The sequence below is a fragment of the Streptomyces sp. NPDC002513 genome (assembly GCF_053595355.1).
Genome location: NZ_JBSFXK010000007.1, coordinates 41,978 through 58,515, shown reverse-complemented (window position 1 = coordinate 58,515; position 16,538 = coordinate 41,978). Strand labels below are relative to the sequence as shown.

Annotated in this window: 14 protein-coding genes and 1 riboswitch; of the genes, 9 read left to right on the top strand and 5 right to left on the bottom strand. The window is 72.6% G+C overall.

The features are described 5' to 3' along the window. Positions 1-30: 30 nt before the first annotated feature. From ACWD5Q_RS07300 to ACWD5Q_RS07285, 4 genes are read left to right on the top strand one after another with little or no spacing between them, the layout of a single operon-like run. Positions 31-1,560, top strand: coding sequence for a GMC family oxidoreductase (locus ACWD5Q_RS07300; RefSeq protein WP_451426051.1), 1,530 nt, complete (start codon positions 31-33; stop codon positions 1,558-1,560). Then, the gene (locus ACWD5Q_RS07295) at positions 1,560-2,837 is read left to right on the top strand and encodes a quaternary amine ABC transporter ATP-binding protein (RefSeq protein WP_451426050.1); all 1,278 of its coding nucleotides are present in this window, start codon (positions 1,560-1,562) and stop codon (positions 2,835-2,837) included. Before ACWD5Q_RS07300 ends, ACWD5Q_RS07295 begins: the two co-directional genes overlap by 1 nt. Beyond that, positions 2,837-4,777 (top strand): ABC transporter permease, encoded by a 1,941-nt coding sequence (locus ACWD5Q_RS07290; RefSeq protein WP_451426049.1) that lies wholly within the window; start codon positions 2,837-2,839, stop codon positions 4,775-4,777. Before ACWD5Q_RS07295 ends, ACWD5Q_RS07290 begins: the two co-directional genes overlap by 1 nt. Before the next feature lies 1 nt (position 4,778). After that, complete coding sequence (locus tag ACWD5Q_RS07285) at positions 4,779-5,738, top strand: ABC transporter substrate-binding protein (protein WP_451426048.1); 960 nt, start codon at positions 4,779-4,781, stop codon at positions 5,736-5,738. A gap of 137 nt (positions 5,739-5,875) precedes the next feature. Here the strand turns inward: ACWD5Q_RS07285 and ACWD5Q_RS07280 are convergent, their stop codons facing one another. After that, a complete protein-coding gene (locus tag ACWD5Q_RS07280; RefSeq protein WP_451426154.1) occupies positions 5,876-6,400 on the bottom strand; it encodes a carboxymuconolactone decarboxylase family protein in 525 nt (174 codons plus the stop codon). Between the two features lie 68 nt (positions 6,401-6,468). On the opposite strand from ACWD5Q_RS07280, the gene pdxR reads away from it, so the two are divergent. After that, entirely contained in the window at positions 6,469-7,860 is a 1,392-nt protein-coding gene (pdxR, locus tag ACWD5Q_RS07275) for a MocR-like pyridoxine biosynthesis transcription factor PdxR (RefSeq protein ID WP_451426047.1), read from the top strand. Between the two features lie 17 nt (positions 7,861-7,877). On the opposite strand, the gene ACWD5Q_RS07270 is transcribed toward pdxR, so the two are convergent. Beyond that, the gene (locus tag ACWD5Q_RS07270) at positions 7,878-8,732 is read right to left on the bottom strand and encodes a hypothetical protein (RefSeq protein WP_451426153.1); all 855 of its coding nucleotides are present in this window, start codon (positions 8,730-8,732) and stop codon (positions 7,878-7,880) included. A 321-nt stretch (positions 8,733-9,053) separates the two neighbouring features. After that, positions 9,054-9,142: riboswitch (ZMP/ZTP riboswitch) on the top strand. 40 nt (positions 9,143-9,182) lie between these two features. Between ACWD5Q_RS07270 and ACWD5Q_RS07265 the strand changes: the two genes are divergently transcribed. After that, positions 9,183-10,634: a glycine hydroxymethyltransferase gene (locus ACWD5Q_RS07265; RefSeq protein WP_451426046.1), complete on the top strand. Its 1,452-nt coding sequence runs from the start codon at positions 9,183-9,185 to the stop codon at positions 10,632-10,634. Between the two features lie 81 nt (positions 10,635-10,715). On the opposite strand, the gene ACWD5Q_RS07260 is transcribed toward ACWD5Q_RS07265, so the two are convergent. Next, positions 10,716-11,390, bottom strand: a complete 675-nt coding sequence (locus tag ACWD5Q_RS07260) for a hypothetical protein (RefSeq protein WP_451426045.1) — start codon at positions 11,388-11,390, stop codon at positions 10,716-10,718. Between the two features lie 117 nt (positions 11,391-11,507). Here ACWD5Q_RS07260 and trpS point away from each other — a divergent pair, with 117 nt between their 5' ends. Continuing rightward, the gene (trpS, locus tag ACWD5Q_RS07255; protein WP_451426044.1) at positions 11,508-12,521 is read left to right on the top strand and encodes a tryptophan--tRNA ligase; all 1,014 of its coding nucleotides are present in this window, start codon (positions 11,508-11,510) and stop codon (positions 12,519-12,521) included. A gap of 167 nt (positions 12,522-12,688) precedes the next feature. Next, entirely contained in the window at positions 12,689-13,270 is a 582-nt protein-coding gene (locus tag ACWD5Q_RS07250; protein WP_451426043.1) for a 2'-5' RNA ligase family protein, read from the top strand. A 46-nt stretch (positions 13,271-13,316) separates the two neighbouring features. Here ACWD5Q_RS07250 and ACWD5Q_RS07245 read toward each other — a convergent pair whose 3' ends face one another. Continuing rightward, complete coding sequence (locus ACWD5Q_RS07245; RefSeq protein WP_451426042.1) at positions 13,317-14,081, bottom strand: decaprenylphospho-beta-D-erythro-pentofuranosid-2-ulose 2-reductase; 765 nt, start codon at positions 14,079-14,081, stop codon at positions 13,317-13,319. A 158-nt stretch (positions 14,082-14,239) separates the two neighbouring features. Between ACWD5Q_RS07245 and ACWD5Q_RS07240 the strand changes: the two genes are divergently transcribed. Continuing rightward, a complete protein-coding gene (locus ACWD5Q_RS07240; RefSeq protein ID WP_451426041.1) occupies positions 14,240-15,154 on the top strand; it encodes a YihY/virulence factor BrkB family protein in 915 nt (304 codons plus the stop codon). Here ACWD5Q_RS07240 and ACWD5Q_RS07235 read toward each other — a convergent pair. Next, the gene (locus ACWD5Q_RS07235) at positions 15,102-16,364 is read right to left on the bottom strand and encodes a D-alanyl-D-alanine carboxypeptidase family protein (protein ID WP_451426152.1); all 1,263 of its coding nucleotides are present in this window, start codon (positions 16,362-16,364) and stop codon (positions 15,102-15,104) included. The two genes, ACWD5Q_RS07240 and ACWD5Q_RS07235, sit on opposite strands and share 53 nt — an antisense overlap. Between the last annotated feature and the right edge of the window lie 174 nt (positions 16,365-16,538).

Below are 16,538 nucleotides of genomic sequence, written 5' to 3'. Positions count from 1 at the left end.
CCCCCCACAGCACCTTTGGAGCAGCTCCCCATGCACCCGAATGCGTACGAATACGACTATGTCGTGATCGGCGGTGGCACCGCGGGTTCCGTCATCGCCTCCCGCCTCACCGAGAACCCCGATGTCACCGTCGCCGTCATCGAGGGGGGCCCGAGCGACGTCGGCCGCGACGACGTCCTCACCCTGCGCCGCTGGATGGGCCTGCTCGGCGGCGAACTGGACTACGACTACCCGACCACCGAGCAGCCGCGCGGCAACTCCCACATCCGGCACAGCCGCGCCCGTGTACTCGGCGGCTGCTCCTCGCACAACACCCTGATCGCGTTCAAGCCACTGCCCTCCGACTGGGACGAGTGGGCGGCGGCCGGCGCCGAGGGCTGGGGCGCCGTCCCGATGGAGGCGTACTACGCCCGCCTCCTCAACAACATCGTCCCGGTCGACGAGAAGGACCGGAACGCCATCGCCCGCGACTTCGTGGACGCTGCCCAGGAGGCGCTCGGCGTGCCGCGCGTGGAGGGCTTCAACAGAACGCCGTTCACCGAGGGCGTCGGCTTCTTCGACCTCGCCTACCACCCCGAGAACAACAAGCGCTCCAGCGCGTCGGTGGCGTATCTGCATCCGGTGATGGACGAGCGCCCCAACCTGACGATCCTCCTGGAGACCTGGGCCTACAGGCTTCAGCTGGAGGGCACCCGCGCGCAGGGCGTGCACGTGCGCACCAAGGACGGCGAGGAGATCCTCGTGCGGGCCCGGCAGGAGGTCGTGCTGTGCGCCGGCGCCGTCGACTCACCGCGGCTGCTGCTGCACTCGGGCATCGGCCCCAAGGCCGACCTGGAGAAGCTCGGCATACCGGTCGTGCTCGATCTGCCGGGCGTCGGCGAGAACCTGCTCGACCACCCCGAGTCGGTGATCGTGTGGGAGACACACGGACCGATCCCGGAGAACTCGGCGATGGACAGCGACGCCGGACTGTTCGTGCGCCGCGACCCCGAGCGCCCGGGCCCGGACCTGATGTTCCACTTCTACCAGATCCCGTTCACGGACAATCCGGAGCGACTGGGGTACGAGCGGCCGGAGTTCGGCGTCTCGATGACCCCGAACATCCCCAAGCCGAAGAGCCGTGGCCGCCTCTGCCTCACGAGCGCCGACCCGGCCGACAAGCCCGCGCTCGACTTCCGCTACTTCACCGACGAGGACGACTACGACGGCCGCACCCTCGTCGACGGGATCCGGATCGCCCGCGAGATCGCGAAGACCGAGCCGCTGGCCGGCTGGCTGAAGCGGGAGGTGTGCCCCGGCCCGGACATTACCGGCGACGAGGAACTGAGCGCCTACGCGCGCCAGGTCGCCCACACCGTGTACCACCCGGCCGGTACCTGTCGCATGGGTGCGGCGGCCGACGAACTCGCCGTGGTCGACTCCGAGTTGAAGATCCGCGGCCTGGACGGTATCCGCGTCGCCGACGCGTCCGTCTTCCCCACCATGCCCGCCGTGAACCCGATGATCGGGGTGCTCATGGTCGGGGAGAAAGCCGCCGACCTGCTCGGAGGTGAGGCCTGATGGCTCTCTCGGTTCCCACCCGTAAACCGCCCACCGACACCTCCGCCGACGCCCCCGTCTTCTCGGTCGGCGGCCTGTGGAAGGTCTTCGGCCCGAAGGCCGGCCGCATCCCGGACGACCCCGAACTCGCCGCGCTGCCGGCCGCCGAGCTGCGCGAACGCACCGGCTGCACGGCCGCAGTCCGCGATGTGGGCTTCGACGTCCGCAAGGGCGAGGTCTTCGTCGTCATGGGCCTGTCCGGCTCCGGCAAGTCCACCCTCGTGCGCTGTCTGACCCGGCTGATCGAACCGACCGCGGGCGCCATCGCCATCGACGGCGAGGACGTCCGCGCCATGGACAAGGCACGGCTGCGCGAACTGCGGCGGCACCGCGCCGCGATGGTCTTCCAGCACTTCGGCCTGCTGCCGCACCGCACGGTCCTCGACAACGTCGCGTACGGCCTGGAGATCCAGGGCGTCGGCCGGGCCGAACGCCGCGAGCGCGCCGCGCAGTTCGTCACCAAGGTCGGTCTGGAGGGCATGGAGCAGCGGCGCCCCAGTCAGCTGTCCGGCGGCCAGCGGCAGCGGGTCGGACTCGCCCGCGCGCTCGCCGTCGACCCCGAAGTGCTCCTGTTCGACGAGCCGTTCAGTGCGCTCGATCCGCTGATCCGGCGCGATATGCAGGAGGAGGTGGTCCGGCTGCACCGTGAGGAGGGCCGCACGATGGTCTTCATCACGCACGATCTGAGCGAGGCCCTCAAGCTGGGCGACCGCATCGCCCTGATGCGTGACGGCCGGATCGTGCAGCTCGGCACCCCCGAGGAGATCGTGGGCTCCCCGGCCGACGACTACGTCCGCGCGTTCGTCCGGGACGTGCCGCGCGAGCAGGTCATGACCGTCCGCTCGGCCATGCGCACCGCGTCCGCGGAGGAGGCGGGGGGCGGTCCGGCGGTGTCGCCGGACGCCACGGTCTCGGAGGCGATCGAGGCGGTCGCCCGCACCGGCTCCCCGGCCCGCGTCATGGACGAGGGCCGCTGCCTCGGCGTCGTCGACCACGAACGCCTCCTCGGCGTCGTGGCCGGAACGGACCAGGACGCCATGGCCGGAACGGACCAGGCCGCCGCGACCGGAGCGAGCGAGGGAGTCGTGGCCGGCACCGGTCAGGCCGCCGCGACCGGAACGGACCAGCACCCCGCCACCCCGTCGGACCAGGCCACCGCCCCATCCGACCAGGCCGCCGCGCACGGAACGGGGCACAGCGCCGTGACCGGAACGGGACAGGCCGAGGAGGTGGCGTGATGGCCACGCTCACCGCGACCGCTCCCAAGGCCACGGTTCCGGGCCTGCTCAGACACCGTGCCGTGGGCAAGCTCCTGCTGCTCGCGGCCGTCGCGGCGGTGCTCGTACCGCTGGCCCACGCCCGCTGGGCGAGCGGCACCTGGCCGCACGCGCTCACCGTCGACCTCTCCGAGCCGCTGGCCTCGGCCAGCAACTGGATCATCGACCACCGCGACAGCCACCCCCTCTTCCTGTACTTCTTCGGCTACGTCAGCAACGCCGTCGTCCTGTCCGTGCGCGCCGTCTACCTCGCGCTGCTCGCGGCGGGCTGGGCGGGCGTGACGGCCGCCGCCGCGCTGCTGGCCTGGCGCGCCGCGGGCGTCCGCCTGGCCCTCGGCACGGCGGCCGCGTTCCTCGTCTGCGGTCTGCTCGGCATGTGGGTGCCCACCATGCAGACACTGGCGCTCATGGTGGTCGCGGTACTCGTCTCGGTGCTGCTCGGCGCGCTGCTGGGCCTCGCCGCGGGCCTGTCGGACCGTACGTTCCGCGCCCTGCGCCCGGTCCTCGACACCATGCAGGTGCTGCCGGCGTTCGCGTACCTCCTGCCCGTCGTCCTGGTCTTCGGCATCGGTGTCCCCGCGGCCGTGCTCGCCACGGTCGTCTACGCCGCCCCGCCCATGGCCCGGCTCACCGCGCTGGGCCTGCGCGGCGCCGACAAGGAGGTCCTGGAGGCGGTCGAGTCGCTCGGCACCACCGCCCGCCAGCGGCTGCTCACCGCCCGGCTGCCACTGGCCCGCAAGGAACTGCTGCTCGGCCTCAACCAGACGATCATGATGGCGCTGTCCATGGCGGTCATCGCCTCCGTGATCGGCGCCGGCGGTCTCGGTGACCGCGTCTACCAGGCGCTCGCCTCCGTCGACGTGGGCGCCGCGCTCGCCGCCGGCATCCCGATCGTGCTGCTCGCGGTCGTCCTGGACCGGGTCACCGGTGCGGCGGGGGCCGGGGCCGAGCGGCCCGGCGGGCGCGCCGGATGGGCGTACGCCGCCGCCCTGACCGTCGCCGTCGCGCTGACCGCGCGTCTCGCCGGCCGGCTGGAGTGGCCCGGCGCGTGGACCGTACGGATCGCCGCTCCGGTGAACAGCGCCGTCGACTGGATGACCGCCCATCTGTACTCGGGCGTCCCCTACGTGGGCGGCACCGCCGACTGGGCGGCCCACTTCACCCCCTGGATCCTGGACCCCGTGCGCGCCGGGCTGCAGTGGCTGCCCTGGTGGTCGGTCCTGCTCGTCGTCGCCGCGCTGGCCTGGCTGATCGGGACCTGGCGCACCGCGCTCACCGCCGTCCTCGCGATGGCCGCGACCGGTGTGCTCGGCGTGTGGAAGCCGTCCCTGGACACGCTGTCCCAGGTGCTGGCGGCCGTCGCCGTCACCCTCGTCCTCGGTGTCGCGACCGGGATCGCGGCCGCCCGCAGCGACCGCTTCGAACGGCTGCTGCGCCCGGTCCTGGACGTCTTCCAGACGATGCCGCAGTTCGTGTATCTGATCCCGGTCGTCGCGCTGCTCGGCGTCGGCCGCGCGCCCGCCGTCGCGGCGGCGGTCGTCTACGCGCTCCCGGCCGTCGTCCGCATCACCGCCCAGGGCCTGCGCCAGGTCGACCCGGCCGCCCTGGAGTCGGCGCGTTCGCTGGGCGCGACCGGCGTCCAGCAGTTGCGCCAGGTCCAGCTCCCGCTCGCCCGCCCGGCGCTGCTGCTCGCGGTCAACCAGGGCGTGGTCCTGGTCCTCGCCGTCGTCATCATCGGCGGTCTGGTCGGCGGCGGCGCGCTCGGCTACGACGTCGTCTTCGGCCTCGCGCAGGGCGACCTGGCGACCGGTCTGGTGGCCGGCGCGGCGATCGTCTGCCTCGGCCTGATGCTCGACCGGGTGACCCAGCCGACGGAGCGCCGCGCGAGGAAGGGAGCGTGACATGGCTCGTACACGCACGAAGACGCTGACCGCCGCCCTCGCCGTGCTGGCGCTGACCACGGGCTGCGGTGCCGCCGACATGACCAGGCAGGCCTCGCCGTTCGCGGGTGCCCAGGGTGCGAAGACGGTGACCCTGTCGGTGCAGTCGTGGGTGGGCGCGCAGGCGAACGTGGCCGTGGCCCAGTACATCCTGGAGCACAAGCTCGGCTACCGGGTCGACACCGTCCAGGTCGACGAGGTGCCCGCCTGGGACGCCCTCGGCCAGGGCCGGGTCGACGCGCTCCTGGAGGACTGGGGCCACCCCGACCAGGAGAAGCGGTACGTCGAGGACAAGAAGACCATCGTCCGCGGCGGCGGTCTCGGGGTCACCGGTCACATCGGCTGGTTCGTCCCGACGTACCTCGTCAAGCAGCACCCCGACATCACGGACTGGAGGAACCTCAACACGTACGCGCACCTGTTCCGCACCGCGGAGAGCGGCGCCAAGGGCCAGTTGATGGACGGCTCGCCGTCCTACGTCACCAACGACAAGGCGCTGGTGAACAGTCTGAAGCTGGACTACCAGGTGGTGTTCGCCGGTTCCGAGGCCGCGCAGATCACGCAGATCAGGCAGTTCGCGAAGGAGCACAAGCCCTTCCTGACGTACTGGTACGCGCCGCAGTGGCTGTTCGAGAAGGTCCCGATGACCGAGGTGAAGCTGCCGCCGTACAAGGAGGGCTGCGACCAGGACGCGGCGAAGGTCGCCTGCGCGTATCCGCACACCCCGCTGCAGAAGTACCTGAACGCGGGCTTCGCGCACAGCGGCGGGAAGGCGGCGGCCTTCCTGAAGAAGTTCCACTGGACCACCGAGGACCAGAACGAGGTCGCGTTGATGATCGCCGACCAGAAGCTCACCCCGGACCAGGCCGCGAAGAAGTGGGTGGAGGGCCACCCCTCGACCTGGCGGGCGTGGCTGTCCTGATCAGCCTTGCCGCAGCCGCGCGGCGGTCCTCCCCGGGGCCGCCGCGCGGCTGCGCTGCGACCAGGGCCCGACGGCGGGCGCGGGCGACCCCGCGCCCGCCCAGCCCGGCCCCGAACGCGCCGGCTCCGCTCACCACGTCACTTGTACTGCCCCGGCCGGTAGTGGCCCGGCACGGCACGGGTCGTCACGCCGAACCGGTTCCAGGCGTTGATCACCGTGATCGAGGCGATCAGATGGGACAGCTCCGCCTCGTCGAAGTGCTGGGCGGCCCTCTCGTACACCTCGTCCGGCACGAATCCGTCGGTGAGGACCGTGACCGCCTCCGTCAGTTCCAGCGCCGCGATCTCCTGCTCCGTGTAGAAGTGCCGCGACTCCTCCCAGGCGCCGAGCTGAACGATCCGCTCGACGCTCTCGCCCGCGGCGAGCGCGTCCTTGGTGTGCATGTCGAGGCAGAAGGCGCAGTGGTTGAGCTGCGAGGCGCGGATCTTCACCAGCTCGCGCAGCTTCGGTTCGAGGCCCTGCCCGGCGGCCGCGTCGAGCCGGACCATCGTCCGGTAGACCTCGGGGGCGTGCCGGGCCCAGTTCAGCCGGGGCGTGTGCTCGGGCGCGTACTCCACGCTCGTCGCGGCCTCGCCGGTCGTCGTGGTGTGGTCGTCGGTCATGGTGTGGTCGTTCGTCGTCATGCCCTCGACCCTAGGAGCGAACCAGCCCAGGAGTATGGTCCATTTCCATGGGGAAATCATGGGCCATTCCGGGCACCGACCTCCATCTGGAGCCGACCGGTCCGGGCGTGCGCCGGGGCCTGACCGACGCGCTGCGCGAGGCGGTGCGCACCGGGCGCCTGGCGCCCGGCACCCGACTGCCCTCCTCCCGTTCCCTCGCGGCCGACCTGGGCATCGCGCGGAACACGGTCGCCGAGGCCTACACCGACCTCGTGGCCGAGGGCTGGCTCACCGCACGCCAGGGCTCGGGCACCCGGGTGGGGGAGCACGCGGTGCCCCCGCGGTCCGACCGGGCGGCCCCCCACCCGCGGGAGCCCGGCCGCCTCCCGTACGACCTCGTCCCCGGCCAGCCCGATCTCGCCTCCTTCCCGCGGACGGAGTGGCTCAGAGCCGCCCGCCGCGCCCTCGCCGCGGCCCCCCACGACGCCCTCGGCTACGGCGACCCGCGGGGTCGCGTGGAACTGCGCACCGCGCTCGCCGGCTATCTCTCCCGGGCCCGGGGCGTACGCGCCGACCCCGACCGGATCGTCGTCTGCGCCGGCTTCGCACAGGGCCTGCGGCTGCTCGGCGAGGTGCTGCGGGACCGCGGGACGGGCTCGCTGGCCGTGGAGTCGTACGGCCTGGATGTGCACCGGACCATCGTGGAGCGGGCGGGGCTGCGCACGGTTCCGCTCCCGTTCGACGACCTCGGGACCCGCACGGACGCGCTGACCGGCGTGTCGGCGGTGCTGCTGAACCCGGCGCACCAGTTCCCGATGGGCGGGGCGCTGCGGTCCGGGCGCCGGGCCGCCGTGGTCGACTGGGCCCGCCGCACCGGGGGCCTGGTGCTGGAGGACGACTACGACGGCGAGTTCCGCTACGACCGCCAGCCCGTGGGCGCGCTCCAGGGCCTCGACCCGGACCATGTGGTGTACCTGGGCACCGCCGGCAAGGCACTGGCTCCCGGGCTGCGCCTGGGCTGGATGGTGCTGCCCCCGTCCCTGGTCCCGGAGGTGATGGCGGTCCGCGAGGGCGGCGGCTGGTCCGGGGGCGTCCTGGACCAGCTGACCCTGGCGGAGTTCATCGCCTCCGGCGCCTACGACCGCCATGTCCGCGCCGCCCGCCTGCGCTACCGGCGCCGCCGCGACGCCCTGGTCGAGGCGGTCTCCGCCCGCGCCCCCGGGGTCAGGGTCAGGGGCATCGCGGCCGGCCTGCACGCCGTGCTGGAGCTGCCACCGGGCACCGAGGCGGCGGTGGTGCGGGCAGCCGCCTGGCAGGGGCTGGCCCTTCAGGGCCTGTCCCGCTTCCGTCACCCCGATGCGGCCACCGAGCCCCTGGACGCCCTGGTCGTGGGCTTCGGCACCCCGCCGGACCATGCGTGGACGGGGGCGCTGGAAGCCCTGTGCCGGGTGCTGCCGTGACCGAGGGGCGGCCGTGATCAGGCCTGGCCGGCCGGGACGTTCGCCGCCGGGGCCGTCGCCGCCGGCGCCTCGCCGAACCGGGCCAGCAGCAGCGCCCCCACCACGGCGACACCGAAGCCGAGCACCGCCAGCCAGGTCAGGCCCTCGCGCGTCCGGTCGCCCAGCCACATCACCCCGACCGCCGCCGGCCCCACGGTCTCGCCCAGCACCATGCCCGCCGTCGCCACCGTCACCGACCCGCCTTCCAGGGCCGTGGTCAGCAGCAGGAAGCCCGCGCCGCCGCCCAGCAGCAGCGCGTACGCCGCCGGATTGGTGAGCAGGGCGGACGGTGTCAGCCCGTCGATCAGCCGTACCGCCACCTCGACCACCCCGAACCCGAACCCGGCGCCCAGCCCCAGCACCAGCGACCGCCCCGGCCCCGGCAGCCGCCCCCCGGCCATCCCCAGCAGCAGCACGGCCACCGCGGTCGCCAGCAGCGCGTACTTCAGCGCCATGGACCCGGCCCGGCCGCCCTCGGCCCCGGAGGCCAGCCCCAGCATCGCGAGCCCCGCGCACACCACCGCGACCGCGGCCCACTCGCTCCCGGTCAGCCGCACCCGCAGCAGCCGCGCCCCGGCCACCGCCGTGACCGCCAGGCTCGACGCGAGCGCCGCGCCCACCGCGTAGATGGGGAGCGACCGCAGCGCCGCGATCTGCAGCAGGAACCCGAGCCCGTCCAGCGCCAGCCCCGCCAGATACCGCCACTGCCGCAGGGCCCGCAGCAGCAGCGCCGCGTCCCCGCCTCCGCCCGGGCGGCTCGCCGCGCGTGCCGCGACCGCCTGCAACACCGTCGCCGCACCGAAGCAGACCGCCGCACCGAGAGCGCACACCATTCCAAAGAACACAAAGCGACTGTAGGGGACCGCGCGGAAACAGGGGGCTGATCGAACATCAGAGTGACGCTCTCCAGTCCTCTCTAGTCCATCTCCACTCCGGGGTCGACAACATCTCACCGACATCTCAACGAAAACTCACTCGACGGGGGACACGACCATGGCGAACACCCGCCGGCAACCACGCTCGGGGAGGGTCGTCCTCGGCGGCATGGGACTCCCTCCGGTGAGGCGCGCCGCCGCCCCGGCGAGGCGCGCCTCACGCCGGGGCCCGCATGGTGGACGTAGGCCCACGGCCGCCGGAGCGGCCCGGTAGGCTGATCGCCGGGCCGTGACTGGCGCGCTGGGATGGGACCGACCATCGGGGAGCGGCCCCGAAGTGACGAGTGCCGTGCGCCTGGGCCGACCGTGAACCGTGACCGCTTCAAGCCACGCCACCCGGAGGCCGACATGCCGGAGCAGCAGCCACTCTCCACCGAGTCCACCGCCTTCCGCGCCGCCCTCGACGTGATCCGCGCCGTCGAGCCCGGCGTCGCCGACGCCATCGGGCAGGAGGTCGCCGACCAGCGCGAGATGCTCAAGCTCATCGCCTCGGAGAACTACGCGTCCCCGGCCACCCTGCTGGCCATGGGCAACTGGTTCAGCGACAAGTACGCCGAGGGCACCATCGGCCGCCGCTTCTACGCCGGCTGCCGCAACGTCGACACCGTCGAGGCGCTCGCCGCCGAGCACGCCAAGCACCTGTTCGGCGCCCCCCACGCCTACGTCCAGCCGCACTCCGGCATCGACGCCAACCTCGTCGCCTTCTGGGCCGTCCTCGCCCAGCGCGTCGAGGCCCCCGCCCTTCAGAAGGCGGGCGTCCGCCAGGTCAACGACCTCTCCGCGCAGGACTGGGCGGAGCTGCGCCAGGCCTTCGGCAACCAGCGCATGCTCGGCATGTCCCTGGACGCGGGCGGCCACCTCACCCACGGCTTCCGCCCGAACATCTCCGGCAAGATGTTCGACCAGCGCTCCTACGGCACCGACCCGGCCACCGGGCTGATCGACTACGAGGCCCTGCGCGCCACCGCCCGCGACTTCAAGCCGCTGATCATCGTCGCGGGCTACTCGGCCTACCCCCGCCTGGTGAACTTCCGGATCATGCGCGAGATCGCCGACGAGGTCGGCGCCACGCTCATGGTCGACATGGCCCACTTCGCGGGCCTGGTCGCGGGCAAGGTGCTGACCGGCGACTTCGACCCGGTCCCGCACGCGCAGATCATCACGACCACCACCCACAAGTCGCTGCGCGGCCCGCGCGGCGGCATGGTCCTGTGCGACCCCTCCCTGAGGGAGCAGGTCGACCGCGGCTGCCCGATGGTGCTGGGCGGACCGCTCCCGCATGTGATGGCCGCGAAGGCGGTGGCGCTGGCGGAGGCCCGGCAGCCCTCCTTCCAGGACTACGCCCAGCGGATCGTCGACAACTCCCGCGCACTCGCCGAGGGCCTGATGCGCCGCGGCGCCACGCTCGTCACCGGCGGCACGGACAACCACCTCAACCTGATCGACGTGGAGACCTCCTACGGCCTCACCGGCCGCCAGGCCGAGGCGGCCCTGCTGGACGCGGGCATCGTCACCAACCGCAACGCCATCCCGGCCGACCCGAACGGCGCCTGGTACACCTCCGGCATCCGCATCGGCACGCCCGCCCTCACCACCCGGGGCCTCGGCACGGTGGAGATGGACGAGATCGGGGCCCTGATCGACCGCGTCCTCACCACGACCGCCCCCGGCACCACCGCCAAGGGCACCCCGTCGAAGGCCCATCACATCCTGGACCCGAAGATCGCCGACGAGGTCGCCCACCGGGCGAGCGACCTGCTCCAGGGCTTCCCGCTCTACCCGGAGATCGACCTGGGCTGATCCGGCCGCCGGCCGGCCTCACGGGCGGTCACGGACCGGTGTGCAAGGACCCTCACGGACCGGCGCTCACGGACCGGGCGTTCACAGTTCGATCAGTTCCTGCCGCGGCTCGCGAGGCACCCCCTGCCTCCGGGCCGCGGCCCGTCGCACGGCGTAGGCGCCGCAGACACCCAGCGCCAGCCCCGCCACGAGTCCCGCGGCCCCCCAGCGCAGGCCGTCCGAGGAGCCGTTGCCGGCCGCGGGGACCGGCTGTCCGAGCAGCCCGTCCCTCACCAGCCGGTCGAAGACCGGCCGCGGTGCTCGGTGCCACCGGATGTCGTCGTCGGAGACGTCCGGCGCCGGATCGGACCGCACCCACGCCGTCCCGTCCGCCGCCAGGAACACCTGGTCCTCCCGCTCCACCGCCACATCGCCGCCCGGCGCCCGGCGCGTGTACGGCCATCCCCCGATCCCGGTCAGCGCCCACACCACGGTGGCCCGCACCCGCGGATACCGGCCCTCGGCCCAGGCGTCCGGCACCGGCTCGGTCGAGGTCTCCGTCGGGGCCGTCAGCTGCCACAGCAGCGCGAAGTCCCGGTCCCCGGAGCGCAGCGTCGTCGTACGGCCCGTGCCGTTCGTCACGACGAGTGCCAGATCGGGGATGTCCTTGGCCATCGCCCGCGCCGGCGCGGCCGACCCCGCGAGCACCGCGACCGTCACCGTCAGCGCCACCATCAGCGCACCCACCCCGCGCACGCCTTCCCCCTCGCTCCTCATGCCCCCTTGTTACACCGTGCGCCGCACCGCCGGGTGACCGCATGGGGCACGGTCCGCTCCGCACCTGATCTCCCTCCGCTTCCGGACCGGTCCCCCGAACCTGAGAGAATGGTGAACATGGCCTCAGACAGTCCCCGCGTGCTCTCCGGAATCCAGCCCACCGCCGGCTCGTTTCACCTCGGCAACTACCTCGGTGCCGTCCGCCAGTGGGTGGCCCTCCAGGAGACCCACGACGCGTTCTACATGGTCGTCGACCTGCACGCGATCACGGTCCCCCAGGACCCGAAGGAACTGCGCGCCAACACCCGTCTGGCCGCCGCCCAGCTGCTCGCGGCCGGGCTGGACCCGGACCGGTGCACGCTCTTCGTCCAGAGCCATGTCCCCGAGCACGCCCAGCTCGCCTGGGTCATGAACTGCCTCACCGGCTTCGGCGAGGCGAGCCGGATGACCCAGTTCAAGGACAAGTCCGTCAAGCAGGGCGCCGACCGCGCGAGCGTGGGCCTGTTCACGTACCCGATCCTCCAGGTCGCCGACATCCTGCTGTACCAGGCGAACGAGGTGCCGGTCGGCGAGGACCAGCGCCAGCACGTCGAGCTGACCCGCGACCTCGCCGAGCGCTTCAACGGCCGCTTCGGCGAGACCTTCACGGTCCCGCGGCCGTACATCCTCAAGGAGACGGCGAAGATCTACGACCTTCAGGACCCGTCGATCAAGATGAGCAAGTCGGCGTCCACGCCGAAGGGACTGATCAACCTGCTCGACGAGCCGCGGACCACCGCCAAGAAGGTCAAGAGCGCCGTCACGGACACGGACACCGTGATCCGGTTCGACCCGGAGGAGAAGCCGGGCGTCAGCAACCTGCTGACTGTCTACTCCACCCTCACCGGCACCGGTGTCGCCGAACTGGAGCAGCGCTACGCCGGCAAGGGCTACGGCGCGCTCAAGACGGACCTCGCCGAGATCATGGTCGACTTCGTGACGCCGTTCCGGGAGCGCACCCAGCAGTACCTGGACGACCCCGAGACGCTCGACTCGGTCCTGGCCAAGGGGGCGGAGAAGGCGCGTGCCGTCGCGGCGGAGACCCTCGCCCAGGCGTACGACCGGGTGGGCTTCCTGCCCGCCAAGCACTGACCCGCCCGTGCCCCGACGCGCCGTGGAGTGCTGCACTCCACTGTGACGGTGCCTGCCCGACGGCAGGGCGTGGTCGTACAGTCGGAAAGCGAACACCGGGCGGCGGCCCGTCCTGCCGCCCGCCACGCACACCAGCACGACACCAGGACACGACGACAGGAGACGACGTGGGGACCGTAACGATCGGTGTGTCGATCGCGGTCCCGGAGCCTCACGGCAGCCTGCTCCAGGAGCTGCGCGCGGGCTTCGGCGACGCCGCGGCCTACGGCATCCCCACACACGTCACCCTGCTGCCGCCGACGGAGGTCGACGCCGCCGACCTGTCCGCGATCGAGGCGCACCTCGTCGACGTCGCGACGGCCGGCCGTCCCTTCCCGATGCGGCTGTCCGGGACGGGCACGTTCCGGCCCCTGTCACCCGTGGTGTACGTCCGGGTCGTCGAGGGCGCGCAGGAGTGCGCCTGGCTGCAGAAGCAGGTCCGGGACGCCTCCGGGCCGGTGGCGCGCGAGCTGCTGTTCCCGTACCACCCGCATGTCACGGTGGCCCACGGGATCGACGAGGCGTCCATGGACCGGGCGTACGAGGAGCTGTCCGGCTACGAGGCCGAGTGGCCGTGCACGGGCTTCGCCCTGTACGAGCAGGGCCCGGACGGCGTCTGGCGCAAGCTGCGGGAGTTCCCGTTCGGGAGCGCCGTGGTGCCGCCCCAGGCCGCCGCCCCGACCGAGGACGCCACCCTCCCCGCCCGTTAGTGCTGCGACCGGAAAGATTCACCGGCGAACCCTTCCGGTCACATGACTAGAGCGGCAGCCGCCGGAACACCGCCCGCGGCAGATGCCGCAGGGCCGACATCACCAGGCGCAGGGACCCCGGCACCCACACCACCTCCGACCGCCTCCGCAGCCCCAGCTCGATCGCCGTGGCGACCTTCTCCGGGGTCGTGGTCAGCGGCCCCTGGTCACGCGCGGCCGTGCCGGGCCGCCGGACGGAGGCGGGGCGTACGACCATGACGTGCGCCCCGGTGCCGTGGAGCGCGTCGCCGAGGCCCTGCGCGAACGTGTCGAGCCCCGCCTTGCTGGAGCCGTAGAGGAAGTCCGAGCGGCGGGCGCGCTCACCGGCGGCCGAGGACAGCACCACCAGCGAGCCGTGGCCCTGGGCCTGGAGCGACCGGGCGCACACCAGGCCCGCCGAGACCGCGCCCGTGTAGTTGGTCTGCGCGATACGTGCCGCGGCCACCGGATCGCGCTCGTCGGTCGCCTGGTCGCCGAGCACGCCGAACGCGAGCAGCACCAGATCGACCGCCCCTTCCGCGAACACCTTGCCGAGCGCGGTCACATGGGACTCGACATCGAGCGCGTCGAAGGCGACGGTGAAGGTGTCGGCGCCGAGCCCGCGCAGCTGCCCGGCGGCCCGCTCCAGCTCGGCGCAGGGACGGCCGGCCAGCCGCACGGTCCGGGTGCCCCGGACGATGAGGCGGCGGGCGGTGGCCAGCGCGATCTCGGACGTGCCGCCGAGGATCAGCAGCGAGCGAGGAGCGCGGAACGCGTCCTGGTGGGCAGGCATGACCGTGACCGTAGCGCTGCCCCAGGGGCATACCCTCTCCATATCCCCACTCGGTGTCGCTGCTCACTGAAACGGGTGAAGCGGGGAAGCCTGAGTACGCCGGGAGGCGGTGACGGGCACGAGGGGGAGCGTCTGATCATGGACTGGTTGATCTGATCATGGACTGGCTGAAGAGACTCCCCGGCATCGGGCCGCTGGTCGTCCTGCTGACGGCCACGCACGCCTGGCGCTCCTACGAACGCCTCGCCCGCGTGAAGTGGACCCGGCTCGCGGCGGCCATGACGTTCGTCAGCTTCGTGGCGCTGTTCCCGCTGCTCACCGTCGCCGCCGCGATCGGCGCCGCGACGCTCAGCGTGGACCAGCAGGACACGCTGCAGGGCAAGGTCGCCGAACAGTTCCCCGGCATCTCCAGCCAGCTCGACATCCACGGACTGGTCCAGAGCGCCGGCACCGTCGGCATTATCGCCGGTGCCACCCTGTTCTTCATCGGCATCGGCTGGGTCGGCCAGATGCGGGACTGTCTGCGCGCGGTGTGGGAACTGCCCGACAGCGGCCAGAACCCGGTGCTGGCCAAGGTCAAGGACGCCGTGGTGCTCATCGGCCTGGGCGGCGCGCTTCTGGTCACCATCGCCATCTCCGCCCTCGCCAGCGCCCTGGTCGACTGGATGGCCGGGGAGCTGGGCCTCGACAAGGGCGGCTGGGGCAGTGTGCTGCTGCGGACCGCCGCCTTCGCCGTCGCCGTCCTCGCCGACTTCCTGGTCCTGCTGTACGTCCTCACCCTGCTGCCCGGCGTGGAACCCCCGCGGGACCGGCTGCTGGTCGCCGCGCTGATCGGCGCGGTCGGCTTCGAACTGCTCAAGGTGCTGCTCAGCGGCTATATCCAGGGCGTCGCCGCGAAGAGCATGTACGGCGCCTTCGGGGTGCCGGTCGCGCTGCTGCTGTGGCTGAACTTCACCGCGAAACTGGTGCTGTTCTGCGCCGCCTGGACGGCGACGCGGAACAGCGGCGGGACCGACGAGGTCAGGGACGGGTCCGGCGACGTACCAGATCGGGCAGCGGCCAGCGGCGATTGACCAGGAAGACGCCCGCGGCGAGCAGGACGAGCACGGCGCCGGAGAGGGCGAGCGCCACCCCGGCCCCGCGCGAGCCGCCGCCCTTCGCCGAGGCGGCCACCGGCTGCACGGGCTCCGCGCTCCCGCCCCCGTGCGGGGTCGCTCCGGCGCCGCCCTGGGAGCTCGTGCCGGCGCCCTTGGGGGCGACCAGCTCGCCCACCGGCCGGACCTTCCCGGCCGCGCCGAAACCCCAGTCGAAGAGCCGGGCGGTCTCCCGGTAGACCTCGTTGTGATCCTTCTTCTCCGGGTTCATCACCGTGACGAGCAGCACCCTGCCGTTCCGTTCGGCGACCCCGGTGAAGGTGGCGCCCGCGTTGGTGGTGTTGCCGTTCTTCACGCCCGCTATGCCCCGGTAGGGGGTGAGGTCGAAGTCCCCCGCCATCAGCCGGTTGGTGTTCTGTATCTCGAAGGACCCGCGGGTCGCCTTGCCCTTCTTCTCCGTGGTCTCGCCCGGGAACGCGGCCCGCACCGTCGAGCAGTACTCCCGGAAGTCCTTCTTCTGCAGTCCGGACCGGGCGACCAGTGTCAGGTCGTACGCCGACGAGACCTGCCCGGCGGCGTCGTAGCCGTCCGGGCTCACCACATGCGTGTCGAGGGCTTGCAGCTCCTCGGCGTGCGCCTGCATGTCCTGGACCGTCTGCGCGACCCCGTGGTTCATCGCGGACAGCACATGAACGGCGTCGTTGCCGGAGCGCAGGAAGACGCCGAGCCACAGGTCGTGGACCGTGTAGGTCTCACCCTCCTTGATCCCGACCATGCTGGAACCGGAGCCGATGCCGGCCAGGTCGGCGGGGGTCACCTTGTGCGTCTGGGTCCGGGGGAACCTGGGCAGCACGGTGTCGGCGAACAGCATCTTCAGGGTGCTCGCCGGGGGCAGCCGCCAGTGCGCGTTGTGGGCGGCCAGAATGTCACCCGACTCGGCGTCGGCGACGATCCAGGAGCGGGCAGTGAGGTCCTTCGGGAGCACCGGGGCGCCGCTGCCGAGGTTCACCTGGGTTCCGGGCCGGCCCAGCAGCTCGCCGCCGACCGTGGACATCACGGCCGGCGGCGTGGCCGAGGGCGACACGGCCGGGCTGCGCGGGGCCGCGAACGCGGTCGCGGGTGCGGCGAGCGAGAGGGACAACACGGCGGCGGAGGCGATCGGCAGGCGACGCCCGGCGATCTTCTTCATGGCGGACACGGTCGCGAACGTACCGGGTGCGCGGGTGGAAGTCCCGGCCGGTCCCAGCCGATACCGCGCACCCCCGGACGAGCGGCCGCGGGAGAGCGACGATACTGGGCTCATGCTGTGCTCCTCCGGGGAACAACTCCCGGACCCCCGGCCGGCCGGCTCGGCCTCGGGTGC

Bases quoted from the DNA above. Each gene is read 5' to 3' on its own strand.
- pdxR (WP_451426047.1), top strand. From the start codon at position 6,469: ATGGGGAAATCATGGGCCATTCCGGGCACCGACCTCCATCTGGAGCCG.
- ACWD5Q_RS07270 (WP_451426153.1), bottom strand. From the start codon at position 8,732: ATGGTGTGCGCTCTCGGTGCGGCGGTCTGCTTCGGTGCGGCGACGGTG.
- ACWD5Q_RS07280 (WP_451426154.1), bottom strand. From the start codon at position 6,400: ATGACCGACGACCACACCACGACGACCGGCGAGGCCGCGACGAGCGTG.
- ACWD5Q_RS07290 (WP_451426049.1), top strand. From the start codon at position 2,837: ATGGCCACGCTCACCGCGACCGCTCCCAAGGCCACGGTTCCGGGCCTG.
- ACWD5Q_RS07235 (WP_451426152.1), bottom strand. From the start codon at position 16,364: ATGAAGAAGATCGCCGGGCGTCGCCTGCCGATCGCCTCCGCCGCCGTG.
- ACWD5Q_RS07260 (WP_451426045.1), bottom strand. From the start codon at position 11,390: ATGAGGAGCGAGGGGGAAGGCGTGCGCGGGGTGGGTGCGCTGATGGTG.
- ACWD5Q_RS07295 (WP_451426050.1), top strand. From the start codon at position 1,560: ATGGCTCTCTCGGTTCCCACCCGTAAACCGCCCACCGACACCTCCGCC.
- ACWD5Q_RS07245 (WP_451426042.1), bottom strand. From the start codon at position 14,081: ATGCCTGCCCACCAGGACGCGTTCCGCGCTCCTCGCTCGCTGCTGATC.
- ACWD5Q_RS07300 (WP_451426051.1), top strand. From the start codon at position 31: ATGCACCCGAATGCGTACGAATACGACTATGTCGTGATCGGCGGTGGC.
- trpS (WP_451426044.1), top strand. From the start codon at position 11,508: ATGGCCTCAGACAGTCCCCGCGTGCTCTCCGGAATCCAGCCCACCGCC.
- ACWD5Q_RS07285 (WP_451426048.1), top strand. From the start codon at position 4,779: ATGGCTCGTACACGCACGAAGACGCTGACCGCCGCCCTCGCCGTGCTG.
- ACWD5Q_RS07265 (WP_451426046.1), top strand. From the start codon at position 9,183: ATGCCGGAGCAGCAGCCACTCTCCACCGAGTCCACCGCCTTCCGCGCC.
- ACWD5Q_RS07240 (WP_451426041.1), top strand. From the start codon at position 14,240: ATGGACTGGCTGAAGAGACTCCCCGGCATCGGGCCGCTGGTCGTCCTG.